22 protein-coding genes and 1 riboswitch are annotated in these 24,976 nt (G+C 73.0%); of the genes, 12 read left to right on the forward strand and 10 right to left on the reverse strand.

The annotated features are described in order from the left end of the window. Window position 1: 1 nt before the first annotated feature. The 3 genes from ATJ88_RS00060 to ATJ88_RS00065 all read left to right on the forward strand — a co-directional run bounded on the left by ATJ88_RS00060 (window position 2) and on the right by ATJ88_RS00065 (window position 2,309). A complete protein-coding gene (locus ATJ88_RS00060; RefSeq protein WP_098461815.1) occupies window positions 2-1,126 on the forward strand; it encodes an App1 family protein phosphatidate phosphatase in 1,125 nt (374 codons plus the stop codon). 155 nt (window positions 1,127-1,281) lie between these two features. Further along, a complete protein-coding gene (locus ATJ88_RS18185) occupies window positions 1,282-1,725 on the forward strand; it encodes a hypothetical protein (protein ID WP_170023461.1) in 444 nt (147 codons plus the stop codon). Then, complete coding sequence (locus tag ATJ88_RS00065; protein ID WP_170023463.1) at window positions 1,713-2,309, forward strand: TetR/AcrR family transcriptional regulator; 597 nt, start codon at window positions 1,713-1,715, stop codon at window positions 2,307-2,309. Before ATJ88_RS18185 ends, ATJ88_RS00065 begins: the two co-directional genes overlap by 13 nt. Before the next feature lies 1 nt (window position 2,310). On the opposite strand, the gene ATJ88_RS00070 is transcribed toward ATJ88_RS00065, so the two are convergent. Next, the gene (locus ATJ88_RS00070) at window positions 2,311-2,955 is read right to left on the reverse strand and encodes a lysophospholipid acyltransferase family protein (protein WP_098461818.1); all 645 of its coding nucleotides are present in this window, start codon (window positions 2,953-2,955) and stop codon (window positions 2,311-2,313) included. 61 nt (window positions 2,956-3,016) lie between these two features. After that, entirely contained in the window at window positions 3,017-4,258 is a 1,242-nt protein-coding gene (locus tag ATJ88_RS00075) for an NYN domain-containing protein (protein WP_098461820.1), read from the reverse strand. A gap of 173 nt (window positions 4,259-4,431) precedes the next feature. Here ATJ88_RS00075 and ATJ88_RS18190 point away from each other — a divergent pair, with 173 nt between their 5' ends. Beyond that, window positions 4,432-5,538 carry a hypothetical protein gene (locus ATJ88_RS18190; protein WP_211287424.1) on the forward strand — a complete coding sequence of 369 codons (1,107 nt, stop codon included), beginning with the start codon at window positions 4,432-4,434 and terminating at the stop codon, window positions 5,536-5,538. A gap of 104 nt (window positions 5,539-5,642) precedes the next feature. Here the strand turns inward: ATJ88_RS18190 and ATJ88_RS00085 are convergent, their stop codons facing one another. Next, a complete protein-coding gene (locus tag ATJ88_RS00085) occupies window positions 5,643-8,255 on the reverse strand; it encodes a helix-turn-helix transcriptional regulator (protein WP_098461821.1) in 2,613 nt (870 codons plus the stop codon). Between the two features lie 134 nt (window positions 8,256-8,389). Beyond that, window positions 8,390-8,497: riboswitch (SAM riboswitch) on the forward strand. Window positions 8,498-8,502: 5 nt separating this feature from the next. Here ATJ88_RS00085 and ATJ88_RS00090 point away from each other — a divergent pair. After that, window positions 8,503-9,483: a methylenetetrahydrofolate reductase gene (locus ATJ88_RS00090; RefSeq protein ID WP_098461822.1), complete on the forward strand. Its 981-nt coding sequence runs from the start codon at window positions 8,503-8,505 to the stop codon at window positions 9,481-9,483. A gap of 92 nt (window positions 9,484-9,575) precedes the next feature. Next, window positions 9,576-11,996: a 5-methyltetrahydropteroyltriglutamate--homocysteine S-methyltransferase gene (metE, locus tag ATJ88_RS00095; protein ID WP_098461823.1), complete on the forward strand. Its 2,421-nt coding sequence runs from the start codon at window positions 9,576-9,578 to the stop codon at window positions 11,994-11,996. 156 nt (window positions 11,997-12,152) lie between these two features. Here the strand turns inward: metE and ATJ88_RS00100 are convergent, their stop codons facing one another. Continuing rightward, window positions 12,153-12,644: an SRPBCC family protein gene (locus tag ATJ88_RS00100; protein WP_098461824.1), complete on the reverse strand. Its 492-nt coding sequence runs from the start codon at window positions 12,642-12,644 to the stop codon at window positions 12,153-12,155. Between the two features lie 16 nt (window positions 12,645-12,660). On the opposite strand from ATJ88_RS00100, the gene ATJ88_RS00105 reads away from it, so the two are divergent. Together ATJ88_RS00105 and ATJ88_RS00110 are read left to right on the forward strand one after the other, a co-directional pair. Next, window positions 12,661-12,996 carry an ArsR/SmtB family transcription factor gene (locus ATJ88_RS00105; RefSeq protein ID WP_211287425.1) on the forward strand — a complete coding sequence of 112 codons (336 nt, stop codon included), beginning with the start codon at window positions 12,661-12,663 and terminating at the stop codon, window positions 12,994-12,996. A gap of 163 nt (window positions 12,997-13,159) precedes the next feature. Next, window positions 13,160-13,579 (forward strand): Hsp20/alpha crystallin family protein, encoded by a 420-nt coding sequence (locus ATJ88_RS00110; protein WP_098461827.1) that lies wholly within the window; start codon window positions 13,160-13,162, stop codon window positions 13,577-13,579. Between the two features lie 106 nt (window positions 13,580-13,685). Here the strand turns inward: ATJ88_RS00110 and rplI are convergent, their stop codons facing one another. The 5 genes from rplI to ATJ88_RS00135 all read right to left on the reverse strand — a co-directional run bounded on the left by rplI (window position 13,686) and on the right by ATJ88_RS00135 (window position 18,072). Beyond that, window positions 13,686-14,135, reverse strand: coding sequence for a 50S ribosomal protein L9 (rplI, locus tag ATJ88_RS00115; RefSeq protein ID WP_098461828.1), 450 nt, complete (start codon window positions 14,133-14,135; stop codon window positions 13,686-13,688). An 18-nt stretch (window positions 14,136-14,153) separates the two neighbouring features. After that, window positions 14,154-14,390, reverse strand: coding sequence for a 30S ribosomal protein S18 (gene rpsR, locus ATJ88_RS00120; protein WP_068203247.1), 237 nt, complete (start codon window positions 14,388-14,390; stop codon window positions 14,154-14,156). 66 nt (window positions 14,391-14,456) lie between these two features. Next, entirely contained in the window at window positions 14,457-14,999 is a 543-nt protein-coding gene (locus ATJ88_RS00125; RefSeq protein ID WP_098461830.1) for a single-stranded DNA-binding protein, read from the reverse strand. Between the two features lie 120 nt (window positions 15,000-15,119). Further along, complete coding sequence (gene rpsF / locus ATJ88_RS00130) at window positions 15,120-15,410, reverse strand: 30S ribosomal protein S6 (RefSeq protein WP_098461831.1); 291 nt, start codon at window positions 15,408-15,410, stop codon at window positions 15,120-15,122. Between the two features lie 154 nt (window positions 15,411-15,564). Continuing rightward, window positions 15,565-18,072, reverse strand: a complete 2,508-nt coding sequence (locus tag ATJ88_RS00135; RefSeq protein ID WP_141538576.1) for a transglycosylase domain-containing protein — start codon at window positions 18,070-18,072, stop codon at window positions 15,565-15,567. 317 nt (window positions 18,073-18,389) lie between these two features. Here ATJ88_RS00135 and ATJ88_RS00140 point away from each other — a divergent pair, with 317 nt between their 5' ends. The 4 genes from ATJ88_RS00140 (at window position 18,390) to ATJ88_RS00155 (ending at window position 23,757) form a co-directional block, all read left to right on the forward strand. Beyond that, window positions 18,390-19,055: a PadR family transcriptional regulator gene (locus tag ATJ88_RS00140; RefSeq protein ID WP_098461840.1), complete on the forward strand. Its 666-nt coding sequence runs from the start codon at window positions 18,390-18,392 to the stop codon at window positions 19,053-19,055. After that, entirely contained in the window at window positions 19,052-20,143 is a 1,092-nt protein-coding gene (locus ATJ88_RS00145; RefSeq protein WP_098461841.1) for an inositol-3-phosphate synthase, read from the forward strand. Before ATJ88_RS00140 ends, ATJ88_RS00145 begins: the two co-directional genes overlap by 4 nt. Before the next feature lie 640 nt (window positions 20,144-20,783). Then, on the forward strand, window positions 20,784-22,124 hold the full coding sequence (locus ATJ88_RS00150; protein WP_098461843.1) for an MFS transporter: 1,341 nt from the start codon (window positions 20,784-20,786) through the stop codon (window positions 22,122-22,124). 151 nt (window positions 22,125-22,275) lie between these two features. Beyond that, window positions 22,276-23,757 carry a DHA2 family efflux MFS transporter permease subunit gene (locus ATJ88_RS00155; protein WP_098461844.1) on the forward strand — a complete coding sequence of 494 codons (1,482 nt, stop codon included), beginning with the start codon at window positions 22,276-22,278 and terminating at the stop codon, window positions 23,755-23,757. A gap of 6 nt (window positions 23,758-23,763) precedes the next feature. On the opposite strand, the gene ATJ88_RS00160 is transcribed toward ATJ88_RS00155, so the two are convergent. Continuing rightward, window positions 23,764-24,957 (reverse strand): MFS transporter, encoded by a 1,194-nt coding sequence (locus ATJ88_RS00160; protein ID WP_211287426.1) that lies wholly within the window; start codon window positions 24,955-24,957, stop codon window positions 23,764-23,766. Between the last annotated feature and the right edge of the window lie 19 nt (window positions 24,958-24,976).

Genomic DNA, 24,976 nt, shown 5'->3' on the forward strand with positions numbered 1-24,976 from the left:
CATGACGACCTCCCCCGACGGCGCTCGGACGGACCGGGGCGCGGGCCAGACCGCGGGCCGGGGCGCGGTGGCGACACCGCACCCGACGCAGCGCCCCCACCTGGCGGCCGTGGTCGAGGACGCGTTCTACGACGTGCTCGGCGGCGTGCTGCGGCGCCTCGGCTGGCGTCCGCGGGTGCAGCCGTTCACCGGCTACGGGTCGCCGGACCGGGTGCGGGTCCTGGCGCGCGTGCTGCTCTCTCCCCCGCAGGCCGCGCGACGGGACGAGCGCCGCGCCGCTCGGCGCGGGTTCCGGCACTTCCTCACCGTCCCCGCCCCGCAGACCGACGTGCGTCTCCACGTCGGCGGACGCACGTACGCGGTGGTGACGGACCGGTCCGGGTACGTGGACGTCGAGATCGACCTCGACGCGCCGCTGGGGCCCGGCTGGCAGGACGTGACGATCGAGCCGCGCGACCCGGTGCGCGACGTCGTCGGGGAGCGCGCGGTCGCGCCGCTGCTGGTGCTCGCGCCCGCCGCCCGGTTCGGCGTGATCAGCGACGTCGACGACACGACCCTCGTCACCGCCGTCCCCCGCCCGTTGCTCGCCACGTGGAACACGTTCGTGCGGCACGGCACCGCACGCCGCGCGGTGCCGGGGATGCCGGTGCTGTACCGGCGGCTGCGGGACGAGCACGCGGACGCCGTCGTCGTCTACCTGTCGAACGGAGCGTGGAACATCGCGGGCGCCCTGCGCGCGTTCCTGTCCCGCAACGAGTACCCCGCCGGTCCGCTGCTCCTCACCGACTGGGGTCCCACGCTGACCGGCTGGTTCCGCAGCGGCCCGGCGCACAAGGCGTCCAGCATCGACCTGCTGATGTCCCGGTTCCCCGACGTGCGGTGGCTGCTGGTGGGCGACGACGGCCAGCACGACCCGGAGATCTACGCCCGGGCGGTGGAGCGGTGGCCCGGGCGGGTGCGCGCGGTCGCCATCCGCCAGGTCGGCGGGGGCCGCCCGGTCGCCCCCGACCAGCTCGACGGCCTGCTCGCCGACGACGTCCCGGTGGTCCGCGCGCCGGACGGCGCCGGGCTGTGCGAGCAGCTCGCGCAGGTGCCGGGCATCTTCGACGGCCCCGCCACGCGCTGACGACGGGTGCTCGGCGCTGCGGGTCGGTCACGGTGTCGACGCGTGGTCGGGCGCGCCGTCCAGAGATCGTGATCCATCTCATCGGCGGACGGCTTCATCATCTCGCTCTCGACGAGCTATTTTGATGACGACACGACGTCTTCAAAGGAGCAAGTATGACCACCGATGTGGCCGCAACCCGGCCGTCTCTCGTATCCACGATGCGCCGCGGAGCGCTCCACGGAGCACGGATCACCGCTTGGGCGATCTTCGCGATGGCCTGGGGTCAGATCGCGACCGCCGGCTATGGCCTCTTCGCCATCGACTCGTTGCCCATGACGGATGCCGGTAGCCTCGACGCTCATCGGCTGCTCGGCTATGCGACGGAGATTGTCGGGCTGGTCCTGGTCGCTCTCGTGGTGGCGGCCTGGCCCCGCTGGTTCCTCCTCTGGCCCACGCTGACGCTGCTCGCGGTGCTGATGGTGCAGCCGGTTCTTCAGCGCCTCGGCGACGACGTGGCGATGCTCGGTGCGGTGCATGCCGCCAACGCGATCGTCACAATCGGCCTCTCCCTCCTCATCGCCCGACGAGCAGCCAAGGAGCTGACGTGCCACGGCTGACCAGCGGGAGCACGATCTCCGAGCACCGTGCCCATGTCGAGTCCAACCTGCTCGATGCCTTCGAGACCGTGCTGGCGGACGTCGGCTGGGACGCGCTCACGCTCCGCGATGTCGCCGTGCAAGCCGGGGTGAGCCGCACCGTCGTCTACAACTACTTCCGCGACCGCGCATCGATGCTCATCGCGTGGACGGGACGGGAGATGGACCAGTTCCTGGACCTGTGCGAGCGCGAGCTCGCACCGGCCAAGGGTCCGGTCCGACGCCTCGAGCTGCTCGTGAGCCTCGTCCTGGCTGAGTACGCCTGCCAGCGCGGCCCCGCCCTGGAGATACACGGCGTACTTTCCCCCGCGGACAAGGCCGCCCTCATGGATCACGTCGAACCCTTGCGGGACCTGGTCACCCATATCCTTCGCACCGGGCACGACGTGGGGGTCATGGACTGCCCGGACGTCGACATGGCAGCCCAGGTCGTCCTCGCCGCCCTTGAGTCCCAGCGTGATGCGTTGCACCAGGGTGGACGGCTCGACGACGCGGCCGAGCGACTGTGGCCACTCGTCCAGCGCATCATCGGAGTGATGAGCTAGCTCAGGCGACGAGCTCCTGGCCGCTCATCGCGTGGATGGACGCCATGACCTGGTCGGTGAGCTCGCGGCGGGCCTGGGCGGGCTTCGTCCCGGCGGCGATCTGCCGGGACGGGTCGATCGGCGGGCCGAACTGGACCTGGATGCCGCGCACGGGCCGCGGCATCTTGCCGACGGGCTGCACCTTGTCGGTGCCGCGCAGCGCGACCGGGACCACGGGGGTCGACCCCGCGAGCGCCAGCCACGCGACACCCGTGTGCCCCTTCTGGAGGCGTCCGTCGCGGGAGCGGGTGCCCTCGGGGTAGATGCCGAACGCGCCGCCGCGCTGGAGCACGAGCAGGGCGTCCTCGAGCGACCGCTGCCCGGCGCGCGGGTCGGTGCGGTCCACGGGGATGTGCCCCATCGTGGTGAAGAACCACCGTGACACGCGGCCCTTGAGGCCGCGGCCCGTCCAGTACTCGGCCTTCGCGATGAAGGTGACGTGCCGGGGCACCACGAGCGGCAGGATGATCGAGTCGATGAACGACAGGTGGTTGCTCGCGATGATGACGGGCCCACGGGTGGGGATGTGGTGCAGGCCGGTCACCCGGGGCCGCAGGAAGACGGCGACCAGGAGCGACGCGATCAGCTTCAGCACACGGTAGGTCACGGCCCCATTGTGCCCCGGGCGAGGGCCGGTGCCGTGAACCCCGCCCGGGTACGGCCCGGTGTCAGGCCGCGGTGCCGAGCGTCACCACGTAGTCGTCGGCGTCGTCGTCCCAGGCCAGGGCCACCGCGCCCGCCGCCTCGGCGCCCTTGCAGAACTGCAGGAAGCCGCGGTAGCCGAGCGCCTTCTCGGAGAAGTCGGGGCGGCGCTTGCGCAGGTGGTTCTTCAGGCCGGAGAGCTGCGCGGAGCCGCCCTCCTCCGCGACGACGGAACGCAGGAGGTCGAACGCGCCCGCACCGTCCTGCTGCTCGGGCAGAGCGACCACGGGGTCGCCGGTGGAAGGCCCGTCGGACAGCACGACGACGTCGCGGTCGGCGAGGTAGCGCAGGAACTCCGTGAAGGTACGGAAGCCGTAGTCCGCCTCGGAGAACGTGGGCTCCTTGCGCACGAGGGTGCGCTTGAGCTGCGACGCCGTGATCGAGCCGGACGACGACGCCTGCAGCCCGGCGAGGGTCTGGGCGACCTTGACCTCCATGGGCGCGTCGGCGGCCGGCGCGTCGTCGTCCTCGTCCGGGACGGGCGCGGGGACGGGCTCGGGGGCCGGTGCGGGGTCGGCCTTGCGGCGACGGCGGCCGCCGGACGACGCGGGTGCGGCGTCCTCGGCCGGCGGCTCGACGGCGGTCTGCTGCTCCTTGGCCGCCTCCGCGGCGGGGGCCTCGGCGGGCGAGGTCGTCGACGCGGCGACCTTCGCGCGGCCTCCGCGGCCGCCCGAGGTCGACCGGCGTGCGGCACCGCGCCCGGACGGCTTGCGCTCCGACTCGTCGGGGACGTCCACGCCCTCGAGGCGGTCGTAGAAGATGAACTCGTCGCACGACGACGGCAGGAGCCGGGACGTGGACTTCTCGACGCCGACCCCGATGACGCGCTTGTCGAGCTCGCGCAGCTTGTTGACCAGCGGGGAGAAGTCGGAGTCGCCTGTACACATGACGAACGTCGAGATGTACTCCCGCTCGAACGCCATCTCGATGGCGTCGACCACCATCTTGATGTCCGCCGCGTTCTTGCGCGACGCCCCCATCCGCTGCGGCATCTCGATCAGCTCGACCTGGTGCCGGGTCAGCGCCCGCCGGTCCTCGTCGAAGTACGACCAGTCCGCGTAGGCGCGCCTCGTCACCACCCGGCCGCGCACCGCGAGGGCGTCCGCGATCGGCTGGAAGTCGAACTGCATCCCACCCAGGTGCTCCCGCGCACCCAGCGCCAGGTTCTCGTAGTCCAGGAAGACGGCCAGGCGCTCTTCGGTGTCCATGCCCGCCAGCCTATGCCGCGCGGGCACCCACCACCCTCCCGGCCGTCCCGCGCCCCCGCTCCTGCACGGGCACCACCCACTCCGGGCACCGGTACCACCCATCCGCGGGCCCCCGAACCGTGCGCGCGCGAGGTGGACCGGAACCTGGGCACGACCGAACCCAGGAGACCCCCATGCGCGCCCGTCCCTCGACCACCCGCACCGTCCTCGCCGCCGGCGCGGCCACCGCCCTCGTCCTGCTGCCCGTCGGCATCGCCGTCGCGGGCGGGTCCGACGCGCCGGTCCCCTACGACGTCTCCCCGGCAGGCCTGACGCTCCCCGCCGGGTCGACGTTCCCCGACAACGGGCACGTCAACGTCAAGTACACCGTCGACGGTGTGAAGAAGAACGCGCACGTGCACTTCGAGTCGCGGAACAACCAGCCGTCGGGTCAGTTCATCGGGCGCGACTTCCTGCCCTGGTCGTACCTGATCTCCGCCGACGACTTCTGCATCACGTGGGTGCAGGTGTCGACGTTCAACGAGCACTTCGGCGAGGGCGGTCAGGACCCCGTCTGCACGACGCCCGTCGAGCCGACGCCGGAGCCCACCCCGACCGAGCCGACGCCCGAGCCCAGCGAGCCCACGCCCGAGCCCACCGACCCGGTCACCCCCACCCCGGACCCGACCGAGCCCACCCCGACCGAGCCCACGCCCGAGCCCAGCGAGCCCACGCCGGAACCCACCCCGACCGAGCCCACGCCCGAGCCCAGCGAGCCCACGCCGGAACCCACCCCGACCGAGCCCACGCCCGAGCCCAGCGAGCCCACGCCGGAACCCACCCCGACCGAGCCGACGCCGGACCCCAGCGAGCCGGTCACCCCCACCCCGGACCCGACCGAGCCCACGCCCGAGCCCACCGACCCGGTCACCCCCACCCCGGAGCCCACCGACCCGGTCACCCCCACCCCGGAGCCCACCGACCCGGTCACCCCCACCCCGGAGCCCACCGACCCGGTGACCCCGACGCCCGAGCCGACCGGCACCGTCGTGCCCACCCCGGACCCGACGGAGCCCGCGGACTCGACGACCGTCGTCGACACGGACGACCCCACGACGGGCGGCCCGGCGACGAGCACCGTCACGACCACGGTCACGACGCGGGACGCCGCGACGCAGGGTGCGGTCGTGGACCGGCTGCCCTGGACGGGGTCCGCGGCGCTGACCACGGGTGCCGTGGCTGCCGGTCTGGTGCTGGCGGGCGGCGCGGTGCTGCTGGTCCGCCGCCGGCTCTCGCACTGACCGTCGCACGCACGCTCACGCTGCGTCACGCACGGCCCGCCGTCCGGCACGACCGGACGGCGGGCCGTCGTGCGTCCGGACCGGTCGGGCCGCGGCCGGTCCGGTCAGGCGGAGCGGTCGCGCAGCAGCGCGACGAGGGCGGGGCGGCCGTCGACGGCGAGCTTGCGGTAGACGCGGTTGAGGTGGTTCTCGACCGTGGACACGGTGATGCCGAGGCGGTGCGCGGCCTGCTGGTTGGACAGTCCTGCCTCGACGAGCCGGACCACCTCGAGCTCGCGCACGGTGAGCCGGGCGAGGTCCACGGCCGGGACGAGCGAGGCGATCATCTCGGCGGGCAGCACGTCGGTCGCCTCGTCGACGAGCCGGTCGGCCGGGGCGACGTCGCCGGCGGACCGGAGGATGCGGACGGCGAGGGCGAGCGCCCGCCCGGCGACGAGCACGGCGCCGCGGGTGCGGGCGTCGCGGTAGAGCGCGAGCGCGGGTTCCGGACCGGTCGCGCCGCCCGCCCGCGCGAGCGCGATCATGTCGTCGATCCCGTCGCCCTGACCGGCGGGGAGGCAGCGCGCGAGCCGGTCGGCGCGCCCGTCGTCGGGGGCGGCGCCGAGGGCGAGGATCCCCGCCACCCCGGCGGCGGCGGCGTAGCCGCGTGCGGCCAGCAGGTCGGCCTCCGCCCAGTAGGCCTCGGCCTCCGCCGCGGGGTCCCCGGCGGCGCGCGCCGCGACGACGGGCTCGATCCAGCCGACGGACATGAGCGGCCAGGGGCCGGGCACGGTGGTGACGTCCTGCGCCTGGCGGGCGAGCAGCAGGGCGCTGTCGACGGCGCCCTGCTGGAGGGCGGCGTACGCCCCGAGGGCGAGGTTGCCGACGGCGTGGTGGAACTGGCGCAGGGGGATGACGCCGACGGACATGACGGCGCCGACGTGGTCGCGCAGCTCGGAGAACCGGCCGAGGGTCGCGAGGGCGAGGGAGCGGGTGTACCCGTGCAGCCACACGCCGTCGAGGTCGAGGTCGTCCAGGGCCTCGTCGAGGCGACGGTCGGCCTCCGCGAGCGCCTCCCGGGGGCGTCCGGCGAGGACCTTGGCGAGGCCGAGCGCGGCGTGACGGGGCCGGTCCCACGCCCCGGTGGCGGGGGTGGCGGCCAGGACGGCGAGGGCGTCGGCGGCGTGCCCCTGGGCCACGAGCCGTTCGGCGTGGACCACGCCCTCGACCTCGTCGCGGAGCGCGGTGACGCTGCTGGGTTCGGCGTCGGCGGGCCGGGGGGCGTCCGGGTGGGCGCGGGCGGGACGCTCGCCGGCACCTTCGACGACGAGGGTGAGGCGGTCGTCGAGCGCCGCGAGGAGGCCGGCGAGGCCGGGTTCCTGGGCGAGGGTGGTCGGCAGGGGTGCGGTGAGGGCGTGGTGGGCGGCGGCGCCGTCGTCGTCCTCGACGACGCACCGCACGGCCTCCATGGCGCGCAGCACGGCGACGGTGACGGGGTCGCCGGACTCCTCGGTGGCGGCGACGACCTCGGCGGCGCCCTTGGCGCCCTGGACGAGCAGGGTCTCGAGGTAGGGCACGGCGGTGTCGGCGGTGGGGCGGTGCTCCCACTCGGCCCGGCGGACGGTGCGCTGCCGCAGGACGTGCTCGGCGATGAGGCGGGCGCGGACGCCTGCGGCCTCGCGGCCGCCGTCGCTGGTGGACACCTCGAGGGCGGCTCGGACCTGCCGCGGCTCGACGACGGGGCCGCTGAGGCCCTCGGGTTCCTCGCCGGAGAGCGCGAGGCTGATCTCCTGGGTGACGCGCAGCCGGAGCGTGCTGCGGCCGGCGTTCTGGAACTGCTCGGCGACGAGCGGCGGGTAGAGGGTCACGTAGTCGTGCTCGGCCTGGCGCAGCGTCCGGAGCAGGCCGTGGCCGTCGAGGGCTTCCAGGACCGGCCACGGGACGAGGCGGCGGGCGACGGTGGTGGTGACGGGACCGGCGAGGGCGAGCACCTGGACGGCGTGGAGCGCGTCGGCGTCGAGGCTGACGGTGAGGCGTTCCACGGTCGCCGACAGCGCGGGCGCCCAGAGCTCGCCGCGGGCCCGCCAGACGCCGTCGACGCGGACGAGGTGCCCGGCGCGGCGGGCGGTCCGGACGACGGCGTCGACGAACCCGGGCAGTCCCCCGGACTTGGCGTGGATGCGGCCGGCGGTCTCCGCGGCGAGCGGTCCGCCGAGGACGCTCTCGGCGAGGCGGGCGGAGTCCTCGTACGACAGGGGCGGCAGCTCGACGCGGTCGACGGGGGTGACGGACGCGACGAGGCCGCGCCCGTCGGCGGCCAGCAGGGTGGGGCGGGACGTGGCGACGAGGGGGAACGGGACCCGGCCCCAGGCGGCGACGAGCGCGCCGACGGACTCCTCGTCGAGGTCGTCGACGTCGTCGACGAGCAGGACGAGGCGTCCGCCCTGGGCCAGCCGTTCGACGGCGGTGACGTAGGTCGCCAGGAGGGAGGCGCCGCGGGTGGGTCGGTCGGCGCCGAGGTCGCTGACGGCGAGGGCCTCCAGCGAGTGGTCGCGCAGCGCGCGGGCGCCGCGGACGGCGAGGACGCGGTGGCCGTCGTCGCCGAGGAGCTCGCCGAGGCGTTGCAGGACGGCGGTGCGGCCGGCGCCGGGCAGGCCGGTGACGACGGCGCTCGTGCCGGAGCGCACGCCGTCGAGGAGGTCGGCGGTCACGCGCTCGTGCAGCCGGGGCAGCGCCATGGGGTCATGCTAGGAAGGACGGACGCGACGTGCCTGGTGAGCGGTCGTCGTGGTGGGGCGACGAGAACAGACGGAGATGTCTCACGATGTGGCCGGTGTTGTCCGAGGGTCGAACGGGCTCTAGAGTCGTCGGCAAGCCATCCAGAGCGGCCGAGAGTCCTGGCTCGACGACGCCGCAGCAACCCGTTCTCCGACGGAAGCCTCCCGAGGACGAAGGTGCTCAACACCAGGCCCGATGGAGTGACGCATGGTCGCAGAGGCACAACCGCACCCGCACCGCCCGACGGTGAGCTTCGAGCTCATGCCGCCGCGGCGGCCCGACGCCGCGCCCCGGTTCTGGGAGACGGCGCGCCGCCTCGTCGACGCCCGTCCCGACTTCGTGTCGGTCACGTACGGCGCCGGCGGCGGTGACCGCGACACCGCGCGCGAGGTCGTCTCCACCCTGCTCGCCGGCACCTCCGTGCTGCCGGTGGCGCACCTGACCTGCGTCGGCGCGTCCCGCGAGGACGTGTCCGACGTCATCGACTCGTTCCTCGAGGCCGGCGTGCGCACCGTCCTCGCGCTGCGCGGCGATCCCCCGAAGGACCAGCCGGACTGGCGCCCGCCCGCGGACGGCGTGCACTCGTCCGTCGAGCTCATCGCCCTGCTCCGCGAGGTCGAGGCGCGCCGCTGCGCGTCCGACCCGTCCACCGCGCTGCGCGGCGCCGCCCGCCCGCTGACGATCGCCGTCGCGACGTTCGTCGACGGGAACGTCCAGGCCGGCACGACCCGCGCCCAGGAGGTGCAGCGCCTCCTGGAGAAGCAGCAGGCCGGGGCGTCGTTCGCCATCACCCAGCTGTTCTACGAGGCCGCCTCGTACACCGACTTCGTCACGGAGGCCCGCGCGGCCGGCGTGACGATCCCGATCCTCGCCGGGCTGCTGCCCACGACGGACCCACGCCGGCTCCGTCGCGTCGAGGAGCTCACCGGCGTCCGCGCGCCCCAGCACCTGCTGGACGCGCTCGACGCCCTGCCGGACCCGGAGGCGCAGCACGCCTACGGCACGGCGTACGGCAGCGAGCTCGCCCAGCGCGTGCTCGACGCCGGCGCCCCCGGCCTGCACGTGTACACGTTCAACCAGTACCGTCCCGCTCTGGACCTGCTCGAGGGTGTTCACCTCGGCGGTACGCCGTCCGACGGCGTCGACCTGGCCAGAAGGCCGTGGGTACCGAGCATCCCCGCAGTCTGACCCGCTGACCGCCCGCGGCTCCCCCGTCGTCCTCCACGACGACGGGTGCCGCGGCGTACCTCGGCGACGTCACCCATCACTGAGGAGAGCTCATGTCCAGCACCGACCACCCGACCACCCCCGTCACCCCGACCACGGGCCCGGCCTTCCCCGGCGGCACCGTCCTCGGCTACCCCCGCATCGGGCGCCGCCGCGAGCTCAAGCGCGCCGTGGAGGCGTTCTGGGCCGGCCGCACCACCGCCGCCGAGCTGGAGTCCGCCGCCGCCGACCTGCGTCTCGCCACGGTCCGCCGTCTCGTCGAGCTCGGCCTCGACGCGACCGACGGCTCCGTGCCCGGGTCGTTCTCGTTCTACGACCAGGTCCTCGACGTCGTCGCGACGCTCGGCGCCGTCCCCGCCCGTTTCACCGGCCTCCTCGACGAGTCCGGCCGGCTCGACGTCGCGGGGTACTCCACCGTGGCGCGCGGCGCCGGTGACCGAGGCGTGTCGGGCGCCGCGCTCGAGATGACCAAGTGGTTCGACACGAACTACCACTACCTCGTGCCGGAGATCGGCCCGGACACCCCGATCTCGTTCGTCGACGACCGGTTCGTCGCGGCGTTCGTCGAGGCGAAGGAGGCGGGCGTCGTGACCCGCCCGGTCGTCGTCGGGCCGGTGACGTTCCTCGCGCTGTCGAAGGCCGCCGACGACGCACCCGAGGGCTTCCGGCCCCTCGACCGCCTCGACGACGTCGTCGCCGCGTACGCCGACCTGCTGCGCGCGCTCGCCGCCGCCGGTGCGCCGTGGGTCCAGCTCGACGAGCCGGCGCTGGTCACCGACTCCGTCGACGCGACCTTCGCCGAGCTGTCGGCGGCCGTGACCACCGCGTACGGCGCCCTCGCGACCGACCTCGCGGTCGGCACCGACCGCCCGGCGGTCCTCGTCGCGGCGCCGTTCGGCGGCCTGCGCTCGGACGCCGGCGACGGGCTCGCGCTGCTGGCCGGCACGGACGTCGACGCGATCGCCGTGGACCTCGTCAAGGGTGCCGTGCCCACCGGCGCCGTCCCCGGTCTGGCCGGCAAGACGCTCGTCGCGGGCGTCGTCGACGGCCACAACGTGTGGCGGGCGGACCTCGCCGCCAAGCTTGACGTCGTGGACGCCCTCGCGGGCCTCGGCGCGGGCGGCCTCGCCGTCGGCACGTCGACGTCGCTGCTGCACGTGCCCCACGACGTGGAGGACGAGGTGTTCGGCGGCCCCGGGACGCCCGGCACGGTGCTCGACCCGCGCCTGCGCGACTGGCTCGCCTTCGCCGACCAGAAGGTCGTCGAGGTCGCGACGCTCGCCCGCGGCCTCGCCGAGGGGCGGGACGCCGTCGCCGCCGAGCTCGCCGCCTCCGCCGCCGCCGTGGCGTCGCGGACCGCCGCGGCGGGCGTCGTCGTGCCGGCCGTGCGCGAGCGTGCCGCCGCGCTCACCGACGCGGACTTCGCGCGCGGGTCGTACGCCGACCGCGCCGCCGCGCAGGCCGAGCGCCTGGACCTCCCGCCGCTGCCCACGACCACCATCGGGTCGTTCCCGCAGACCCCGGAGATCCGCCGCGCCCGCGCCCTGTGGACGAAGGGCGAGCTGTCCGACGCCGACTACACGACGGCGATGCGCGCGGAGGTCGCCCGGGTCGTGCGGCTCCAGGAGGACCTCGGCCTCGACGTCCTCGTGCACGGCGAGCCCGAGCGCAACGACATGGTCCAGTACTTCGCGGAGCACCTCGACGGGTTCGCGGTCACCGCGAACGGCTGGGTGCAGTCCTACGGCTCCCGCTGCGTGCGCCCGCCGATCCTGTGGGGCGACGTGCAGCGCCCCGCCCCCATCACCGTCGAGTGGTCGGCGTACACCGCGTCCCTGACCGACAAGCCGGTCAAGGGCATGCTCACGGGCCCCGTGACGATCCTCGCGTGGTCGTTCGTGCGCGACGACCAGCCGCTCGGCGACACCGCGAACCAGGTGGGACTCGCGCTGCGCGACGAGATCGCGGACCTCGAGGCCGCCGGCATCGGCATCGTGCAGGTCGACGAGCCGGCGCTGCGCGAACTGCTGCCGCTGCGCAAGGCCGACCAGCCCGCCTACCTCGACTGGTCGGTGCGGTCGTTCCGTCTGGCCACGTCGGGCGTGGACACCGCCACGCAGATCCACACCCACCTGTGCTACTCGGAGTTCGGCGAGGTCATCGGGGCGATCGACGGCCTCGACGCCGACGTGACGTCGGTCGAGGCGGCGCGCTCCCGCATGGAGATCGTGCCGGAGCTGCGCGACGCCGGGTACTCGCGGGGCATCGGGCCGGGCGTGTACGACATCCACTCCCCCCGCGTGCCGTCCGTCGACGAGGTGACCGAGCTGCTGCGGCTCGCCGCGAAGTCGATCGACCCGCGCGTCGTGTGGGTGAACCCGGACTGCGGCCTGAAGACCCGCCGCTACGAGGAGACCGTGCCGTCGCTGGAGCACCTGGTCGCCGCCGCGCAGGCGGTCCGCGCCACGCTCTGACGCCAACCCGGCGCCGGCCGTCGTCGGGGCGGTGCCGGCCGAGGCCGACCATGCGGTGGGCGCCCGTCTGCTCGTGCGGACGGGCGCTCACCGCATGGTCCGCCGGTGCGGGTCCGTGGTCGGCGGGGACCCCGCACGGCGCGGCCCGCCCGGGGGTCAGCCGGCGTTGCGGTCCACGTAGAAGCCGTCGCGCAGGTTGATGCCGTGCTCGACCCACGCCTTGAGCGCGGCCAGCATCCCCGTCCAGCCCTCGCAGTTCCCGAACGCGTTGCGGGCGCCGTCGGGGGTCGCGCTCCACGCGGACTCGGTGATGGTGACCAGGGTCGCGGTGTCGCCGTCGAGCGGCTCGAGCTCGAACGTCGTGCGGGTCCGGCCGCTGCCGTCGGCGGTCGCCTCACCGCCCCACTCGATGACGATGCGGCGGGGCGGGACGGCCTCGACGACGGTCACGGGGAACCGTCCGGGGAAGTCGGCGAAGTCCCACGTGACCTCCTGGCCCGCCTCCAGGCGCCCGCGTGCGCCACCGGTCGTGAAGTAGCGGGAGAGCTGGGCGGGGTCGGCGACGGCCTCGTAGGTCACCCGGCACGGACGCGCGATGCGCCCGGACACCGTGAAGGTCAGTTCCGTGAGCTGCTGCGTCTCGTTCATGTTGTATTTTTACCACATGAACTCTTCCGGCGACAGGACGACGGCCGCCTCCGACGACGACCTGGTCTTCAAGGCGCTCGCCTCACCCCACCGACGCCGGATGCTCGATGCCCTGCGGGAGGCGACGCGGACGACGGGCGAGCTGGTCGCCGCGGTCCCCGAGCTCGACCGCACCACCGTCCTGCAGCACCTGCGGGTCCTGGAGAGGGCCGGCCTGGTCACCGGCCGCAAGGTCGGCCGCGAACGCCGACTCGCGCTCGCCCCGCTGCCCATCAAGCGCATCCACGACCGCTGGATCAGCGACTACACCCGCGCCGCGGTCGAGCTGCTCGACCGCCTCGACCAGGGGTGAGCAGGGCCGATGCGGCTGTTCGCTCAGGGCGAACAGAGGACGTTGGCACTCTGGCATCGAGAGTGCTAATCCTGGAGGCGTAGCCAGGTGACGCCGGAAGGACCGGCGCACTGCTCGCGGACAGGGCCGCGGACACGCGGCCCCATCGAGGAGGTGATGCGCGATGGCTACGTACTGGGACCCGTTCCAGGAGATGGACCGACTCTTCGGGTCGATCGCGGCGAACAACCGCACCGCACCCGCCATGCCGATGGACCTCTTCCGCGAGGGCGACCACTTCGTCCTCGCCGTCGACCTCCCCGGCATCGACCCCGGCAGCATCGACGTCTCGTGCGAGGACCGGACGCTCACCATCCGCGCCGAACGCACCCCCCGCTCCGGCGAGGGCCAGTGGCTCCTGCGCGAACGCACCACCGGCACCGTCGCCCGACAGGTCGCCCTCGGGCGCGGGCTCGCGCTCGACGACATCAGCGCGTCGTACGCCGACGGCGTGCTCACCCTCACCATCCCCGTCGCCGAGGAGGCGAAGCCGCGCCGCATCGAGGTCACGCACGCCCGCACCGACCACACGATCGAGGCCTGACCCAACTCTCCTCCCACCACCCGAGCCGCCGCGCCGAGCCATGCGACGCACGAAGGCCCCGGCTCCCCTCGCGGGAGGCCGGGGCCTTCGGTCAGACGTCAGGCGTTCAGCCCGCGACGACCTCGAGCGCGATCTTCGCCGACACCTCGGGGTGCAGGCGGACCGACACGGTGTAGCCACCGGTCGACTTGATCGGCTGGCCGATCTCGATCTTGCGCTTGTCGATCGACGGACCACCGGCCGCGGAGACCGCGGCGGCGATGTCGGCCGTCGTCACGGCACCGAACAGGCGGCCGGACTCACCGGCGTGCGCCGACACGGTGTACGTGCGCGACTGGATCGACTCGGCGACCGACTGGGCGTCGTCGCGCGAGGCGATCTCGCGGGCCTTGCGAGCCTTGCGGATCGCGGAGACCTGCGACTCGGCACCCTTGGTCCACGGCGTCGCCAGCGAACGCGGGACGAGGAAGTTACGGGCGTACCCGTCCTTCACCTCGACGACGTCGCCGGGCTCACCGAGGCCGGTCACCTCGTGGGTCAGGATCAGCTTTGCCATGATCTGTGATCCTTCCGGTCAGCGGGCCGACGACGAGTACGGCAGCAGGGCCATCTCGCGCGCGTTCTTGACGGCCTTGGCGATCTGGCGCTGCTCCTGCACGGAGACGCCGGTCACGCGACGGGCACGGATCTTGCCGCGGTCGGAGATGAACTTGCGAAGCAGAGCGGTGTCCTTGTAGTCCACCGACTCGATCTTCGCGGCCTTCAGCGGGTTGGCCTTCTTCTTGGGCTTGCGCACCACAGGCTTCGCCATGGTGGTCGCTCCTTCACAGGTGCAGTCCCCTGGCGGGGACGGGGTGATCGTGGGTGTGGACGACGATCAGAACGGGGGTTCGTCCGAGAACCCGCCACCCGCGTTCGACGGACCTGCCGTCGCCCACGGGTCGTTCTGCTGACCGCCGCCGGAGGAGCCGAAGCCGCCGCCCTGGTTGCCACCGCCGGCGTTGCCGCCGCCGTAGCCACCGCCACCGCCGAAACCGCCACCGCCGCCACCGCTGCGCTGGGCACGAGTGACCTTCGCCGAGGCGTACCTCAGCGACGGACCGATCTCGTCCACCTGCAGCTCGACGACGGTGCGCTTCTCGCCCTCGCGGGTCTCGTACGAGCGCTGCGTCAGACGGCCCTGCGCGATGACGCGCATGCCCTTCGTCAGCGACTCCGCGACGTTCTCCGCGGCCTCGCGCCAGATGGAGCAGCGCAGGAACAGCGCCTCTCCGTCCTTCCACTCGTTCGACTGACGGTCGAACGTGCGCGGGGTGGACGCGATCGTGAAGTTGGCGACGGCTGCACCCGACGGGGTGAAGCGAAGCTCCGGGTCCGCGGTCAGGTTTCCGACGACCGTGATGACGGTCTCACCAGCCATGCCAATCTCCTTCGTTCGTCCGCACGGTTCGGCTGTGCACGATTTCCAGGTGGCATCCCATCACGAGGCACCGACAGGTGCCCAACCGACGGGGATGCCGGCGTCTCGGCTCAGCTGGTCTCAGCGAGCGTCGGCGCGCAGGATCTTGGTGCGCAGCACGGCCTCGTTCAGGCCGAGCTGGCGGTCCAGCTCCTTCGCGGTGTCCGAGGTCGACGTGAAGTCGACGACGGCGTAGATGCCCTCGGAGCGCTTGTTGATGTCGTAGGCCATACGGCGACGACCCCAGATGTCCACGTTGTCGACGGAACCGCCCTCGGTCTTGATGACCGTCAGCAGCTTCTCGAGCGACGGGGCAACGGTGCGCTCCTCGACCTCCGGGTCCAGGATCACCATCAGTTCGTACTGACGCATGAGTTCAACCCACCTCCTCTGGTCTCAGCGGCCACGGTCGTTCCGTGGCAGGAGGGTTAGTGCGTGCGTCGGCCGCGCCCGGAGAGGCACGGCCAGTCGTCCAGGATACCCGGTGCCGGGCACCCTGGACGAGGTCGTGGTCAGGTGGCGTCGGTCACCCCTCGTCACCGCCGCCGCCACCGCCGCCGCCACCGCCGGGATTCCCGTTGCCCGGGTCCTCGGAGGTCGACGGTTCGGGGTCGGGCTCGGTCGGCAGGGTGATCTCCGGACCGCGCGAGACGCCGAGGGTCACGGTGCTGCCGTCCTCGACGGTGTTGCCGGCGCCCGGGTCGGTCCAGATCACCACGCCGACCGGCTGGTCGCTGTACTCCTCGACGGTGCTCACCTGGAGCCCGAGCCGCCGGAGCTGGTTCTCCGCGGCGGCCGCGGGCTGGCCCGCCACGTTCGGCACGGCCACACCCTCGGGCTCGTCCGACTCGCCCGTCGACACCCACAGGGTGATCGTCGAGCCCGCGGGCACCTTCCCGGAGTTGCTCACGTTGACGACGGTGCCCTTGCGCGACTCGTCGTCCTGCGCCTGCGTGGAGACCGTCAGGCCGAGGTCCTGCAGCGCCTTCGTCGCGCGCGCCACGTCCATCCCGACGAGGTTCCCGGGCACCTCCACCCACTCCGGGGTGGACTCGCTCGGGGACGGCGACGGGGACGGCGAGAACGACGGACGCGGCGGCGTGTACTCGGGGAACTCCACGACCTCCTTGCCGTCGAGCGCGACCTGCATGAAGTCGGTCCACGCCTCGGCCGGCCACGTGGAGCCGGTGATCTCGGGGTAGCCGCCGAACGTGTCGATCGGGTCCTGCCCGCCGATGACCCCCTCCTCGAGATCGAAGTCCCGGTACTGCCGGACGTTGACGACCGTCGCGAGCTGCGGCGTGAAGCCGGCGAACCACGCCGTCTTGTTGTCGTTCGCCGTACCGGTCTTGCCCGCGACCGGGCGTCGCTGGCCGTCCGGGCCGGTGAGCTCCAGCGCGGCGCGTCCCGAGCCCTGCTCGACCACCTGGGTCATCGCGTACGTGGCGGGCGTGATGACGTCCGCGGTGAAGCGGCGCTCCGCCGTCATCTCCGGCTCGTAGCGCAGCGAGCCGTCGAGGTGCTCGACCTTCGCCACGAAGTGCGGCTTCACGTAGTAGCCGCCGGACGCGATCGTCGCGTACGCCGAGGCCATGTCGATCGGGTACACGTCGGCGACGCCGAGCACGTTCGACGTGACGTCGGGGATCACGGTGTCCTCGCGGATGCCGAGCCGGTGGGCGACCTCGACGGTCTTCTCCGGTCCGATCTCGTCGTTGAGGGTGGCGTACACCGTGTTCACGGAGTTCGCGGTGGCCTTCACCAGGTCGATCTGGCCGAAGCTCTGCTGGCCGAAGTTGGTCGGCCACGGCTTGCCGTCCTCGACGAACTGCCCCGGCGAGTTCCCGTCGAACGTCTCGTCGAGGGTGTACCCCGCCTCCAGGGCGCCGATGAGCGTGAACGGCTTGAACGTCGAACCGGCCTGCACGGCGTCGTCCGTCGCCATGCTGAGGTACTGCTTGGTGTAGTCCGGGCCACCGTACGCGGCGACGACGGCACCCGTCTCCGGGTCGATCGAGACGATGGAGGGCCGGATCTTGCGGTTCGCGTCGTCCGGCATGTTCTTGACGATCTTCGCGGCCTCGCGCTGCAGCTTCGGCTTGATCGTCGTGTAGATGCGCAGGCCGCCGGACTCGAGCTCCTCGTCGGAGAACCCGTTGGTCTTCAGCTCCTTCTTCACCGCGGCCATGATGTAGCCGCGCTGACCACCGAGGCTGTTGGTGGTCTCCTTCTCCACGAAGTCCGGGAACCCGTCGGCCTTGGCGGACGCCGCCTCGTCGGCGGTGATGTAGCCCTGCTCGGCCATCCGGTTCAGGCTGCGCTCCCAGCGGTCCTGGGACACCTCGGGGCCGACCGACGGGTCGTACCTCACCGGGGACGGGATGATGCCGGACAGCATCGCGGCCTCGGAGTAGGTGAGGTCCACGGCGTCCTTCGCGAAGTACGCCTTCGCGGCCGCCTGGATCCCGTACGCGCCGCGGCCGAAGTAGATCGTGTTGAGGTAGCGGCCCAGGATCATCTCCTTCTCCTGGGTCTGCGTGATCTTCAGCGCGATGATCGCCTCGCGCGCCTTGCCCACCAGGTCGGTGGTGCTGCCCAGGTAGTACCGCTCCACGTACTGCTGCGTGAGCGTGGACCCGCCCTGGCGGGCGCTGGGGTTGCGCACGTTGTTGACGACCGCGCGGAACAGGCCCTTGACGTCGATGCCGGGGTCGTCCCAGAAGGTCGCGTTCTCCGAGGCGACGACGGCGTTGCCCACGTAGTCCGGCAGCGTCTCGAAGTCGACGATCTCGCGCTGCATCTCCGAGAAGGAGCCGACCTCCTTGCCGTTGCCGTAGTAGACGGTCGTGGCCTGGTTCTGGACCTCGTCGAGGTCGTCGGGGATCTCCGTGGAGGTCCAGGCGGCGAAGAAGACACCGCCGCCCAGGGCGATGCCGGCCAGCAGGCAGCCGACGACCACGCGCCAGGACGGCAGCCACCGCTGGACGACACCCTTGCCGCGGCGGGGATAGTTCCAGAAGCGACGCATGCGCATGTTCGCCACGTCCACCTTTCGATCGGTCGGTTGCCCGGCGCCCGACCCGTCGGAGGGCAGGAGCAGCCAGGGGAACCCTAGGCGATCGGCCTGGCGCGTTGTCCAGGCCGAACAACGCCTGACCGGCTTTCTTGCCGCCTGTCCGCAGACCCCTGCCCGCGGCTCCACGTCCCCTTCACAAACAGGCGTACCGTCGGGGTCCGATGCCCCGGGCAGCGGCCGCGTTGCCGCGACCGACGCACCGGCCTATCCTCACGATGTATCGACTCGATACAACGAGTCGACGCCGTCAGGACGACCGGAGGGAGGGGAGCCTGGTGCGCAGCCGGTCCAACGTGCTCGAGACCGCCGTCCTCGGCCTCCTCAGCTCCTCGCCCCTGCACGGCTACGAGCTGCGCAAGCGGCTCAACCTGCTCCTCGGGTCGTTCCGCGCCTTCTCGTACGGGACGCTCTACCCCGCCCTCAAGTCGCTCGTCGCCCGCGGCCTCATCGAGACCGCCGACCCCGAGCCGGCGCCCACCCGCGCGACGACGCCCTCGACCGGCCGACCGGCCGCGGGGACCAAGCCCCTCGCCGGCCGCCGTGGACGCATCGTGTACCGGCTCACCGCCGAGGGCAAGGAGCACCTTCAGACCACTCTCGCCTCCGCAGGCCCCGCGGCCTGGGAGGACGAGAGCTTCGACGTCCGGTTCGCGTTCTTCGCGCAGACGGACGCCGAGACCCGCCTCCGCATCCTCGAGGGCCGGCGCACCCGGCTGACCGAGCGGCTGGAGGCTGTCCGGGAGTCCGCTGCCCGGACCCGCGAGCGGCTCGACGAGTACACGCTCGAGCTGCAGCGGCACGGGCTGGAGCAGGTCGAGCGCGAGGTGCGCTGGCTCGACGGGCTCATCACCACCGAGCGCGACCGCGTCAGCGGCCGCGACCGCGACCGAAACGCCGGGGCGCACGACGCCCCGGCCCAGAGAAACAAGGAGCGAGGATGACCTCCGTCCGCGTTGCCATCGTCGGAGTCGGGAACTGCGCGTCGTCCCTGGTGCAGGGTGTGCAGTTCTACCGCGACGCCGACCCGTCCGACACCGTCCCGGGCCTCATGCACGTGCAGTTCGGCGACTACCACGTGCGCGACCTCGAGTTCGTCGCGGCGTTCGACGTCGACGCGAAGAAGGTCGGGTTCGACCTCGCCGAGGCGATCTACGCCTCCGAGAACAACACGATCAAGATCGCCGACGTGCCGCCGACCGGCGTCATGGTCCAGCGCGGCCCCACGCTGGACGGCCTCGGCCAGTACTACTCCGCCACCATCGACGAGGCCGAGGGCGACCCGGTCGACGTCGTCCAGGCGCTCAAGGACGCGCAGGTCGACGTCCTCGTGTCCTACCTGCCGGTGGGCTCCGAGGAGGCCGACAAGTTCTACGCCCAGTGCGCCATCGACGCGGGCGTCGGCTTCGTCAACGCCCTGCCCGTCTTCATCGCGTCCGACCCCGTCTGGGCGAAGAAGTTCGAGGACGCCGGCGTGCCGATCGTCGGCGACGACATCAAGTCGCAGGTCGGCGCCACGATCACGCACCGCGTCCTCGCGAAGCTGTTCGAGGACCGCGGCGTCGCGCTGGACCGCACGTACCAGCTGAACGTCGGCGGCAACATGGACTTCAAGAACATGCTGCAGCGCGACCGGCTGGAGTCCAAGAAGGTCTCCAAGACGCAGGCCGTCACCTCCAACCTCACCGGCACCCTCGCCGGCAAGAAGGAGGACCGCAACGTCCACATCGGCCCGTCCGACTACGTGGCGTGGCTCGACGACCGCAAGTGGGCGTACGTCCGCCTCGAAGGCCGCGCGTTCGGCGAGGTCCCCCTGAACCTGGAGTACAAGCTCGAGGTCTGGGACTCCCCCAACTCCGCCGGCATCATCATCGACGCCATCCGCGCCGCGAAGATCGCCAAGGACCGCGGCATCGGCGGCCCCATCCTGTCCGCGTCGACGTACTTCATGAAGTCGCCGCCGGTCCAGATGGAGGACACGGAGGGTCGCGCGCAGCTCGAGGCCTTCATCCGCGGCGACGTCGAGCGCTGACCTGCGGCACGACGACGGCGCCGTCGTGCGTTGACGCGAGTCAGCGCACGACGGCGCCACTCAGCGCAGTTCCCCGCGACTCAGCGTTGCGTTGCGCGACTCAGCGCGGTTGTGCGCGAGTCAGCGCTGGCCGCCGCGACTCAGCGCAGAACCCGGCGACTCAGCGCGATTCAGCGCGATTCAGCGCGACTCAGCGCGGTTCAGCGCGACTCAGCGCGACTCAGCGCGACTCAGCGCGACTCAGCGCGACTCAGCGCACGACGCTGGACAGAACGACTGGTCGAAGCAACCGCCCTGCCCTGGCAACCCGGTCGCTGTGCTGACTCACGTGACGTAACGCTGACTCACGGGAATCTGCGCTGACTCGCGCAGAACCGCGCTGACTCACGAGAATCTGCGCTGACTCGCGGAGGTCGCTCGACCCGGGACGAGCGCGGGGTGACGCCCCGACGGCGGGTGGTGGGTCCCGCGCGTCGTCGTCAGGCCCGAAGTGGAGGGCCCCCTGGGGCCCGTGAACGCGACGGCGCGCGGGACCCACCACCCACCGCGCCCACCGCGACCCGCGCTGAGCCGCGCAACGCGACGCTGACTCGCGCGGAACTGCGCTGACTCGCGGACGACGGCATGGGAAGGTGGGCACGTGGGGGCACTGCGAGAGACCGTGCACGACCTGCGCGACCTGCTGCGGCTGCCGCGGTTCCGGCGCCTGTTCGCCGTCCGGCTGGTGTCCCAGGCGGGCGACGGCATGTTCCAGGTCGGGCTGGCGTCGCTGCTGTTCTTCTCCCCCGAGCGGGCGGGTACCGCGGTCGGGGTGGCGGGAGCGTTCGCGGTCATGCTGGCGCCGTTCACGGTGGTGGGTCCGTTCGCGGGCGTGCTGCTGGACCGGTGGCGTCGCCGTCAGGTGCTGGCGGTCGGGAACGCGGTGCGGGTGCTGGTGACGGCCGCGATGGCGGCGGTCATGCTGACGGTGGGTCTGGACGGTCCGGGCGGGGCGACGGTGATCGTGCTCGGGCTGGTGGCGTTGAGCGTCAACCGGTTCCTGCTGGCGGCGCTGAGCGCGGGCCTGCCCCGCGTGGTGGACGGTCCGCTGCTGCTGACCGCGAACGCCCTCACCCCGACGCTCGGGGCGGGGGCGCTGTTCGTGGGCGGTGGCGTCGGGTTCGTGCTGGGGCTCGGGCTGGCGCCGGGGGCGTTGCACGACGCGGCGGCGCTGCTGTGCGCGGCGGTGGTGTTCGGGGTGGCGTTGTTGCTGACGTTGCGGCTGGGCCGGGACGAGCTGGGTCCGGACCGTCCGTCGCGGGAGCCGCTGGGTGCGGAGCTGGTGGCGGTGGCGCACGGCCTGGCCGACGGCGCCCGCTACCTGGTGGCGCGGCGTACGCCGGGGCAGGGTCTGCTGGTGATGGCGGCGCACCGGTTCCTGTACGGGGTGGTGTTCATCGCCGCGATCCTCATCTCCCGCAACCTGCTGGCGGAGCCGGGCGACACGTCGGCGGGCCTGGCGAACTTCGCGCTGGTCATCGCGATGACGGGGGTCGGGGGTGCCGCGGCGGTGCTGGTCACGCCGGTGTTCTCGCGGCGCACGGGTCCGCAGGGGTGGATCGTGTGCATGCTGCTGCTGGCGGCGGCGTCGCAGCTGCTCCTGGCGACGGTCCCGACGCGCACGGTGGTCCTGGTGGGGGCGGGTCTGCTGGGGCTGGCGGCGCAGAGCGCGAAGATCGCGGTGGACACGATCGTGCAGCGCGACACGCACGACGACTACCGGGGGCGGGCGTTCGCGTTCTACGACGTGCTGTACAACGCGGCGTTCGTGGGCGCGGCGGTGCTGGCGGCGTGGGTGGTGCCGGACGACGGCTGGTCGCGCGCGCTGTTCGTGGTGCTGGCGGTCGCGTACGTGCTGGTGGCGACGTGGCTGGGGCTGCGTGGCGCGCGCGTGCCGGCGGACGTCCCGGTCGCCGTCGGGCCGAGGCCGGCCACCGCCTGACGGTGCTGGACGGCACCGATGAGTCGGGGCCGGAAATCAGGTCGACCCTGGCGTCGGGAATACGGCACGCTCGAGGAGCACTTCTTCTGTCAGACCTCTGGCGTGCGCAGCGTGGCCCGCGATCCAGGCAGCCCGAATCTTGAGGGGAATCATGACTGCCCACACCTCCGAGGCCCCGCCCGGGCCTTCCGTCCCGCCCGAGCGGGACGCCGACCATCTGTCCCGCGAGCACTTCGTCGTCATCGCGCTGCTGCTCGTGTCCGCGTTCGTCGTCATCCTCAACGAGACGACGATGGGGATCGCGCTGCCGGCGATCATGGACGAGCTGGACATCACGCCGGCGGTCGGCCAGTGGCTGACGACGGCGTTCATGCTGACGATGGCGGTCGTCATCCCGACGACGGGCTGGCTGCTGCAGCGGCTCGGCACGCGGGGCGCGTTCGTGCTGGCGATGTCCCTGTTCTCGACGGGGACGCTGCTGGCGGCGCTGTCGCCGGCGTTCGGGCTGCTGGTGACGGCGCGCGTCGTGCAGGCGACGGGGACGGCGATCATGATGCCGCTGCTCATGACGACGGTGATGACGCTGGTGCCGCCGCGGCACCGCGGCCGGGTCATGGGCAACGTGTCCCTGGTCATCGCGGTCGCGCCGGCGCTGGGCCCGACGATGTCGGGCGCGGTGACGACGTCGCTGGGCTGGCGGGCCGTGTTCTGGGTGGTGCTGCCGATCGCCCTGACGGCGCTCGTGGTGGGCGCCCTGATGGTGCGGGACGTCGCGACGCGCGCGAACAACCGTCTCGACCCGGTGTCCCTCGTGCTGTCGGCGTTCGCGTTCGGCGGTCTGGTGTACGGCCTGACGGCGTTCGGCGAGGCCGCGCAGCACGAGATGCCGGTGCCGCCGGCGGTGCCGGTCGTAGTGGGCGTGCTGGCGCTGGGCGCGTTCGTGTGGCGTCAGCTGGTGCTGCAGCGCACGGACGCGGCGCTGCTGGACCTGCGGGTGTTCCGGGCGCCGGGGTTCACGGTGGGCCTGTCGGTGATGGCGGTCAGCATGATCGCGATGTTCGGCATGATCATCGGCCTGCCGCTGGTGCTGCAGGAGGCGATGGGTCTGGAGCCGCTGGCGAGCGGTCTCATCATGCTGCCGGGCGGCCTGCTCATGGGTCTGCTCGGGCCGGTCGTGGGCAACCTGTACGACAAGGTGGGTCCTCGCCCGCTGGTCATCCCGGGCCTCGCGGCCGTGGGGGTGTCGATGGTGCTGTTCGCGACCCTGACGACGTCGTCGCCGGTGTGGTGGGTGGTGCTGGGTCACCTGGTGCTGAGCCTCGGGCTGGCGCTGGTGTTCACGCCGACGTTCACGTCGGCGCTGGGCGGTCTGGTGCCGAGCCTGTACTCGCACGGTTCCGCGGTGATCAGCACGCTCCAGCAGCTCGCGGGAGCCGCGGGCACGGCGCTGTTCGTGGCGCTGCTGACCGTGCGGTCGGTGGCGCTGCTGGACGACGGCGCGTCGGCGGCGGAGGCGACGGCCGGGGGCGCCGAGCTCGGCTTCACGGTCGCGGCGGTCGTGATGATCGGTGCGATCGCGGTCGCGACACGGCTGCGGCGTGCGCCCGTGGTCGAGGGCGCTGCCGCGCACTGAGCGACGTCACCGCGGCGGGGTGCCGGCCACCTCGCCGCGGTGGGCGTCCGACGTCGCGGGACGGAACGCGGGGGCGAGCGCGACGACGCCGAGGGCGAGCACCGCGGGGACGGCGAAGGCCCACCGCAGGTCGGCGAGCTCGGCGACGCCGCCGACGACGGCCGCTCCCAGGACGAACCCCACGTAGTTGAAGACGTTGACGCGCGCCACGGCGACGCCGGTCCGGTCGAGCGCACCGGCGACGGAGAACGCGAGGGGCACGACGACGCTGAGCCCCAGCCCGGTGGCGCCGAACCCCAGGACCGCGACCGACGGCGTCGGTGCGACGGCGACGAGCAGGAGGCCCGCGGCGCCGACGGTCCCGCCGACGACGACGGTCCGGCGCGGCCCGACCCGGTCGACGACGGTGTCGGCGGCGAGCCGCCCGACGAGCTGGCACCCGAGGTAGGCGGCGAGCCCGAGGGGTGCGACGGCGTCGGCGGCGGCGAGGACGTCCGCGACGTACTTGGTCGACCAGCTGGAGACGGCGGAGTCCGCGAGGTAGACGATCGCGACGGCGGTCCCGACGAGGAGGACGGGACGCCAGGGCACGGGCACGGCGGCGACGACCGGCACGGGACCGGCCGGGGACGACGTCGGACCGTCGGCGCGGGCGTCGAGGAACGGGGCCGCGGCGAGGTCGACGGCGACGCCGACCACGGCGACGAGCGCCAGTCCCCCGGCGAGGCTCCAGCCGAGGCCGTGCGCGAGCACCGCGGCGAGGGCGCCGAGGATCCCGCCGACGCTCCAGCAGCCGTGGAACGAGTTGAGCAGGCTGCGTCCGTACCGGCGCTGCACCGCGACGCCTTGCATGTTCATGGTCGCGTCGACGACGCCCAGCAGCAGGCCCACGACCGCGACCACGGGGTACAGCACGAGGGCGGAAGGCGCGAAGGCGGTCGTCAGGACGGCCACCGCGACGAGCGGGCCGGCGACGCGCAGGAGCCACGCGCTGCCCGTCCGCGGGGCGAGGTGACCGGCGAGGACGCTGCCCGCCCCGGCGACCACCGGCACGACGAGCAGCACGAGCGTGAGCTCGGCGTCGGAGATCCCCAGCCCGCGCTGGAGGGTCGGCACCTGGGCCAGCAGCCCGGCGAAGCACAGGCCCTGCACGAAGAAGAAGGCGCCGGCCGCCGCGCGTGCCCTGCGTTCGGTCCCCACGAGAGCCTCCGCTCGCCCC

It is taken from the genome of Isoptericola jiangsuensis, assembly GCF_002563715.1.
Taxonomy (GTDB): domain Bacteria; phylum Actinomycetota; class Actinomycetes; order Actinomycetales; family Cellulomonadaceae; genus Isoptericola; species Isoptericola jiangsuensis.

What these genes read in the sequence shown, in the direction of transcription:
- ATJ88_RS18185 (WP_170023461.1), top strand. Translation starts at nt 1,282, where the DNA reads ATGACCACCGATGTGGCCGCAACCCGGCCGTCTCTCGTATCCACGATG.
- ATJ88_RS00125 (WP_098461830.1), bottom strand. Translation starts at nt 14,999, where the DNA reads ATGGCTGGTGAGACCGTCATCACGGTCGTCGGAAACCTGACCGCGGAC.
- rplI (WP_098461828.1), bottom strand. Translation starts at nt 14,135, where the DNA reads ATGGCAAAGCTGATCCTGACCCACGAGGTGACCGGCCTCGGTGAGCCC.
- ATJ88_RS00110 (WP_098461827.1), top strand. Translation starts at nt 13,160, where the DNA reads ATGGCTACGTACTGGGACCCGTTCCAGGAGATGGACCGACTCTTCGGG.
- ATJ88_RS00090 (WP_098461822.1), top strand. Translation starts at nt 8,503, where the DNA reads ATGGTCGCAGAGGCACAACCGCACCCGCACCGCCCGACGGTGAGCTTC.
- metE (WP_098461823.1), top strand. Translation starts at nt 9,576, where the DNA reads ATGTCCAGCACCGACCACCCGACCACCCCCGTCACCCCGACCACGGGC.
- ATJ88_RS00145 (WP_098461841.1), top strand. Translation starts at nt 19,052, where the DNA reads ATGACCTCCGTCCGCGTTGCCATCGTCGGAGTCGGGAACTGCGCGTCG.
- rpsR (WP_068203247.1), bottom strand. Translation starts at nt 14,390, where the DNA reads ATGGCGAAGCCTGTGGTGCGCAAGCCCAAGAAGAAGGCCAACCCGCTG.
- ATJ88_RS00155 (WP_098461844.1), top strand. Translation starts at nt 22,276, where the DNA reads ATGACTGCCCACACCTCCGAGGCCCCGCCCGGGCCTTCCGTCCCGCCC.
- rpsF (WP_098461831.1), bottom strand. Translation starts at nt 15,410, where the DNA reads ATGCGTCAGTACGAACTGATGGTGATCCTGGACCCGGAGGTCGAGGAG.
- ATJ88_RS00100 (WP_098461824.1), bottom strand. Translation starts at nt 12,644, where the DNA reads ATGAACGAGACGCAGCAGCTCACGGAACTGACCTTCACGGTGTCCGGG.
- ATJ88_RS00060 (WP_098461815.1), top strand. Translation starts at nt 2, where the DNA reads ATGACGACCTCCCCCGACGGCGCTCGGACGGACCGGGGCGCGGGCCAG.
- ATJ88_RS18190 (WP_211287424.1), top strand. Translation starts at nt 4,432, where the DNA reads ATGCGCGCCCGTCCCTCGACCACCCGCACCGTCCTCGCCGCCGGCGCG.
- ATJ88_RS00085 (WP_098461821.1), bottom strand. Translation starts at nt 8,255, where the DNA reads ATGGCGCTGCCCCGGCTGCACGAGCGCGTGACCGCCGACCTCCTCGAC.
- ATJ88_RS00135 (WP_141538576.1), bottom strand. Translation starts at nt 18,072, where the DNA reads ATGCGCATGCGTCGCTTCTGGAACTATCCCCGCCGCGGCAAGGGTGTC.
- ATJ88_RS00075 (WP_098461820.1), bottom strand. Translation starts at nt 4,258, where the DNA reads ATGGACACCGAAGAGCGCCTGGCCGTCTTCCTGGACTACGAGAACCTG.
- ATJ88_RS00105 (WP_211287425.1), top strand. Translation starts at nt 12,661, where the DNA reads ATGAACTCTTCCGGCGACAGGACGACGGCCGCCTCCGACGACGACCTG.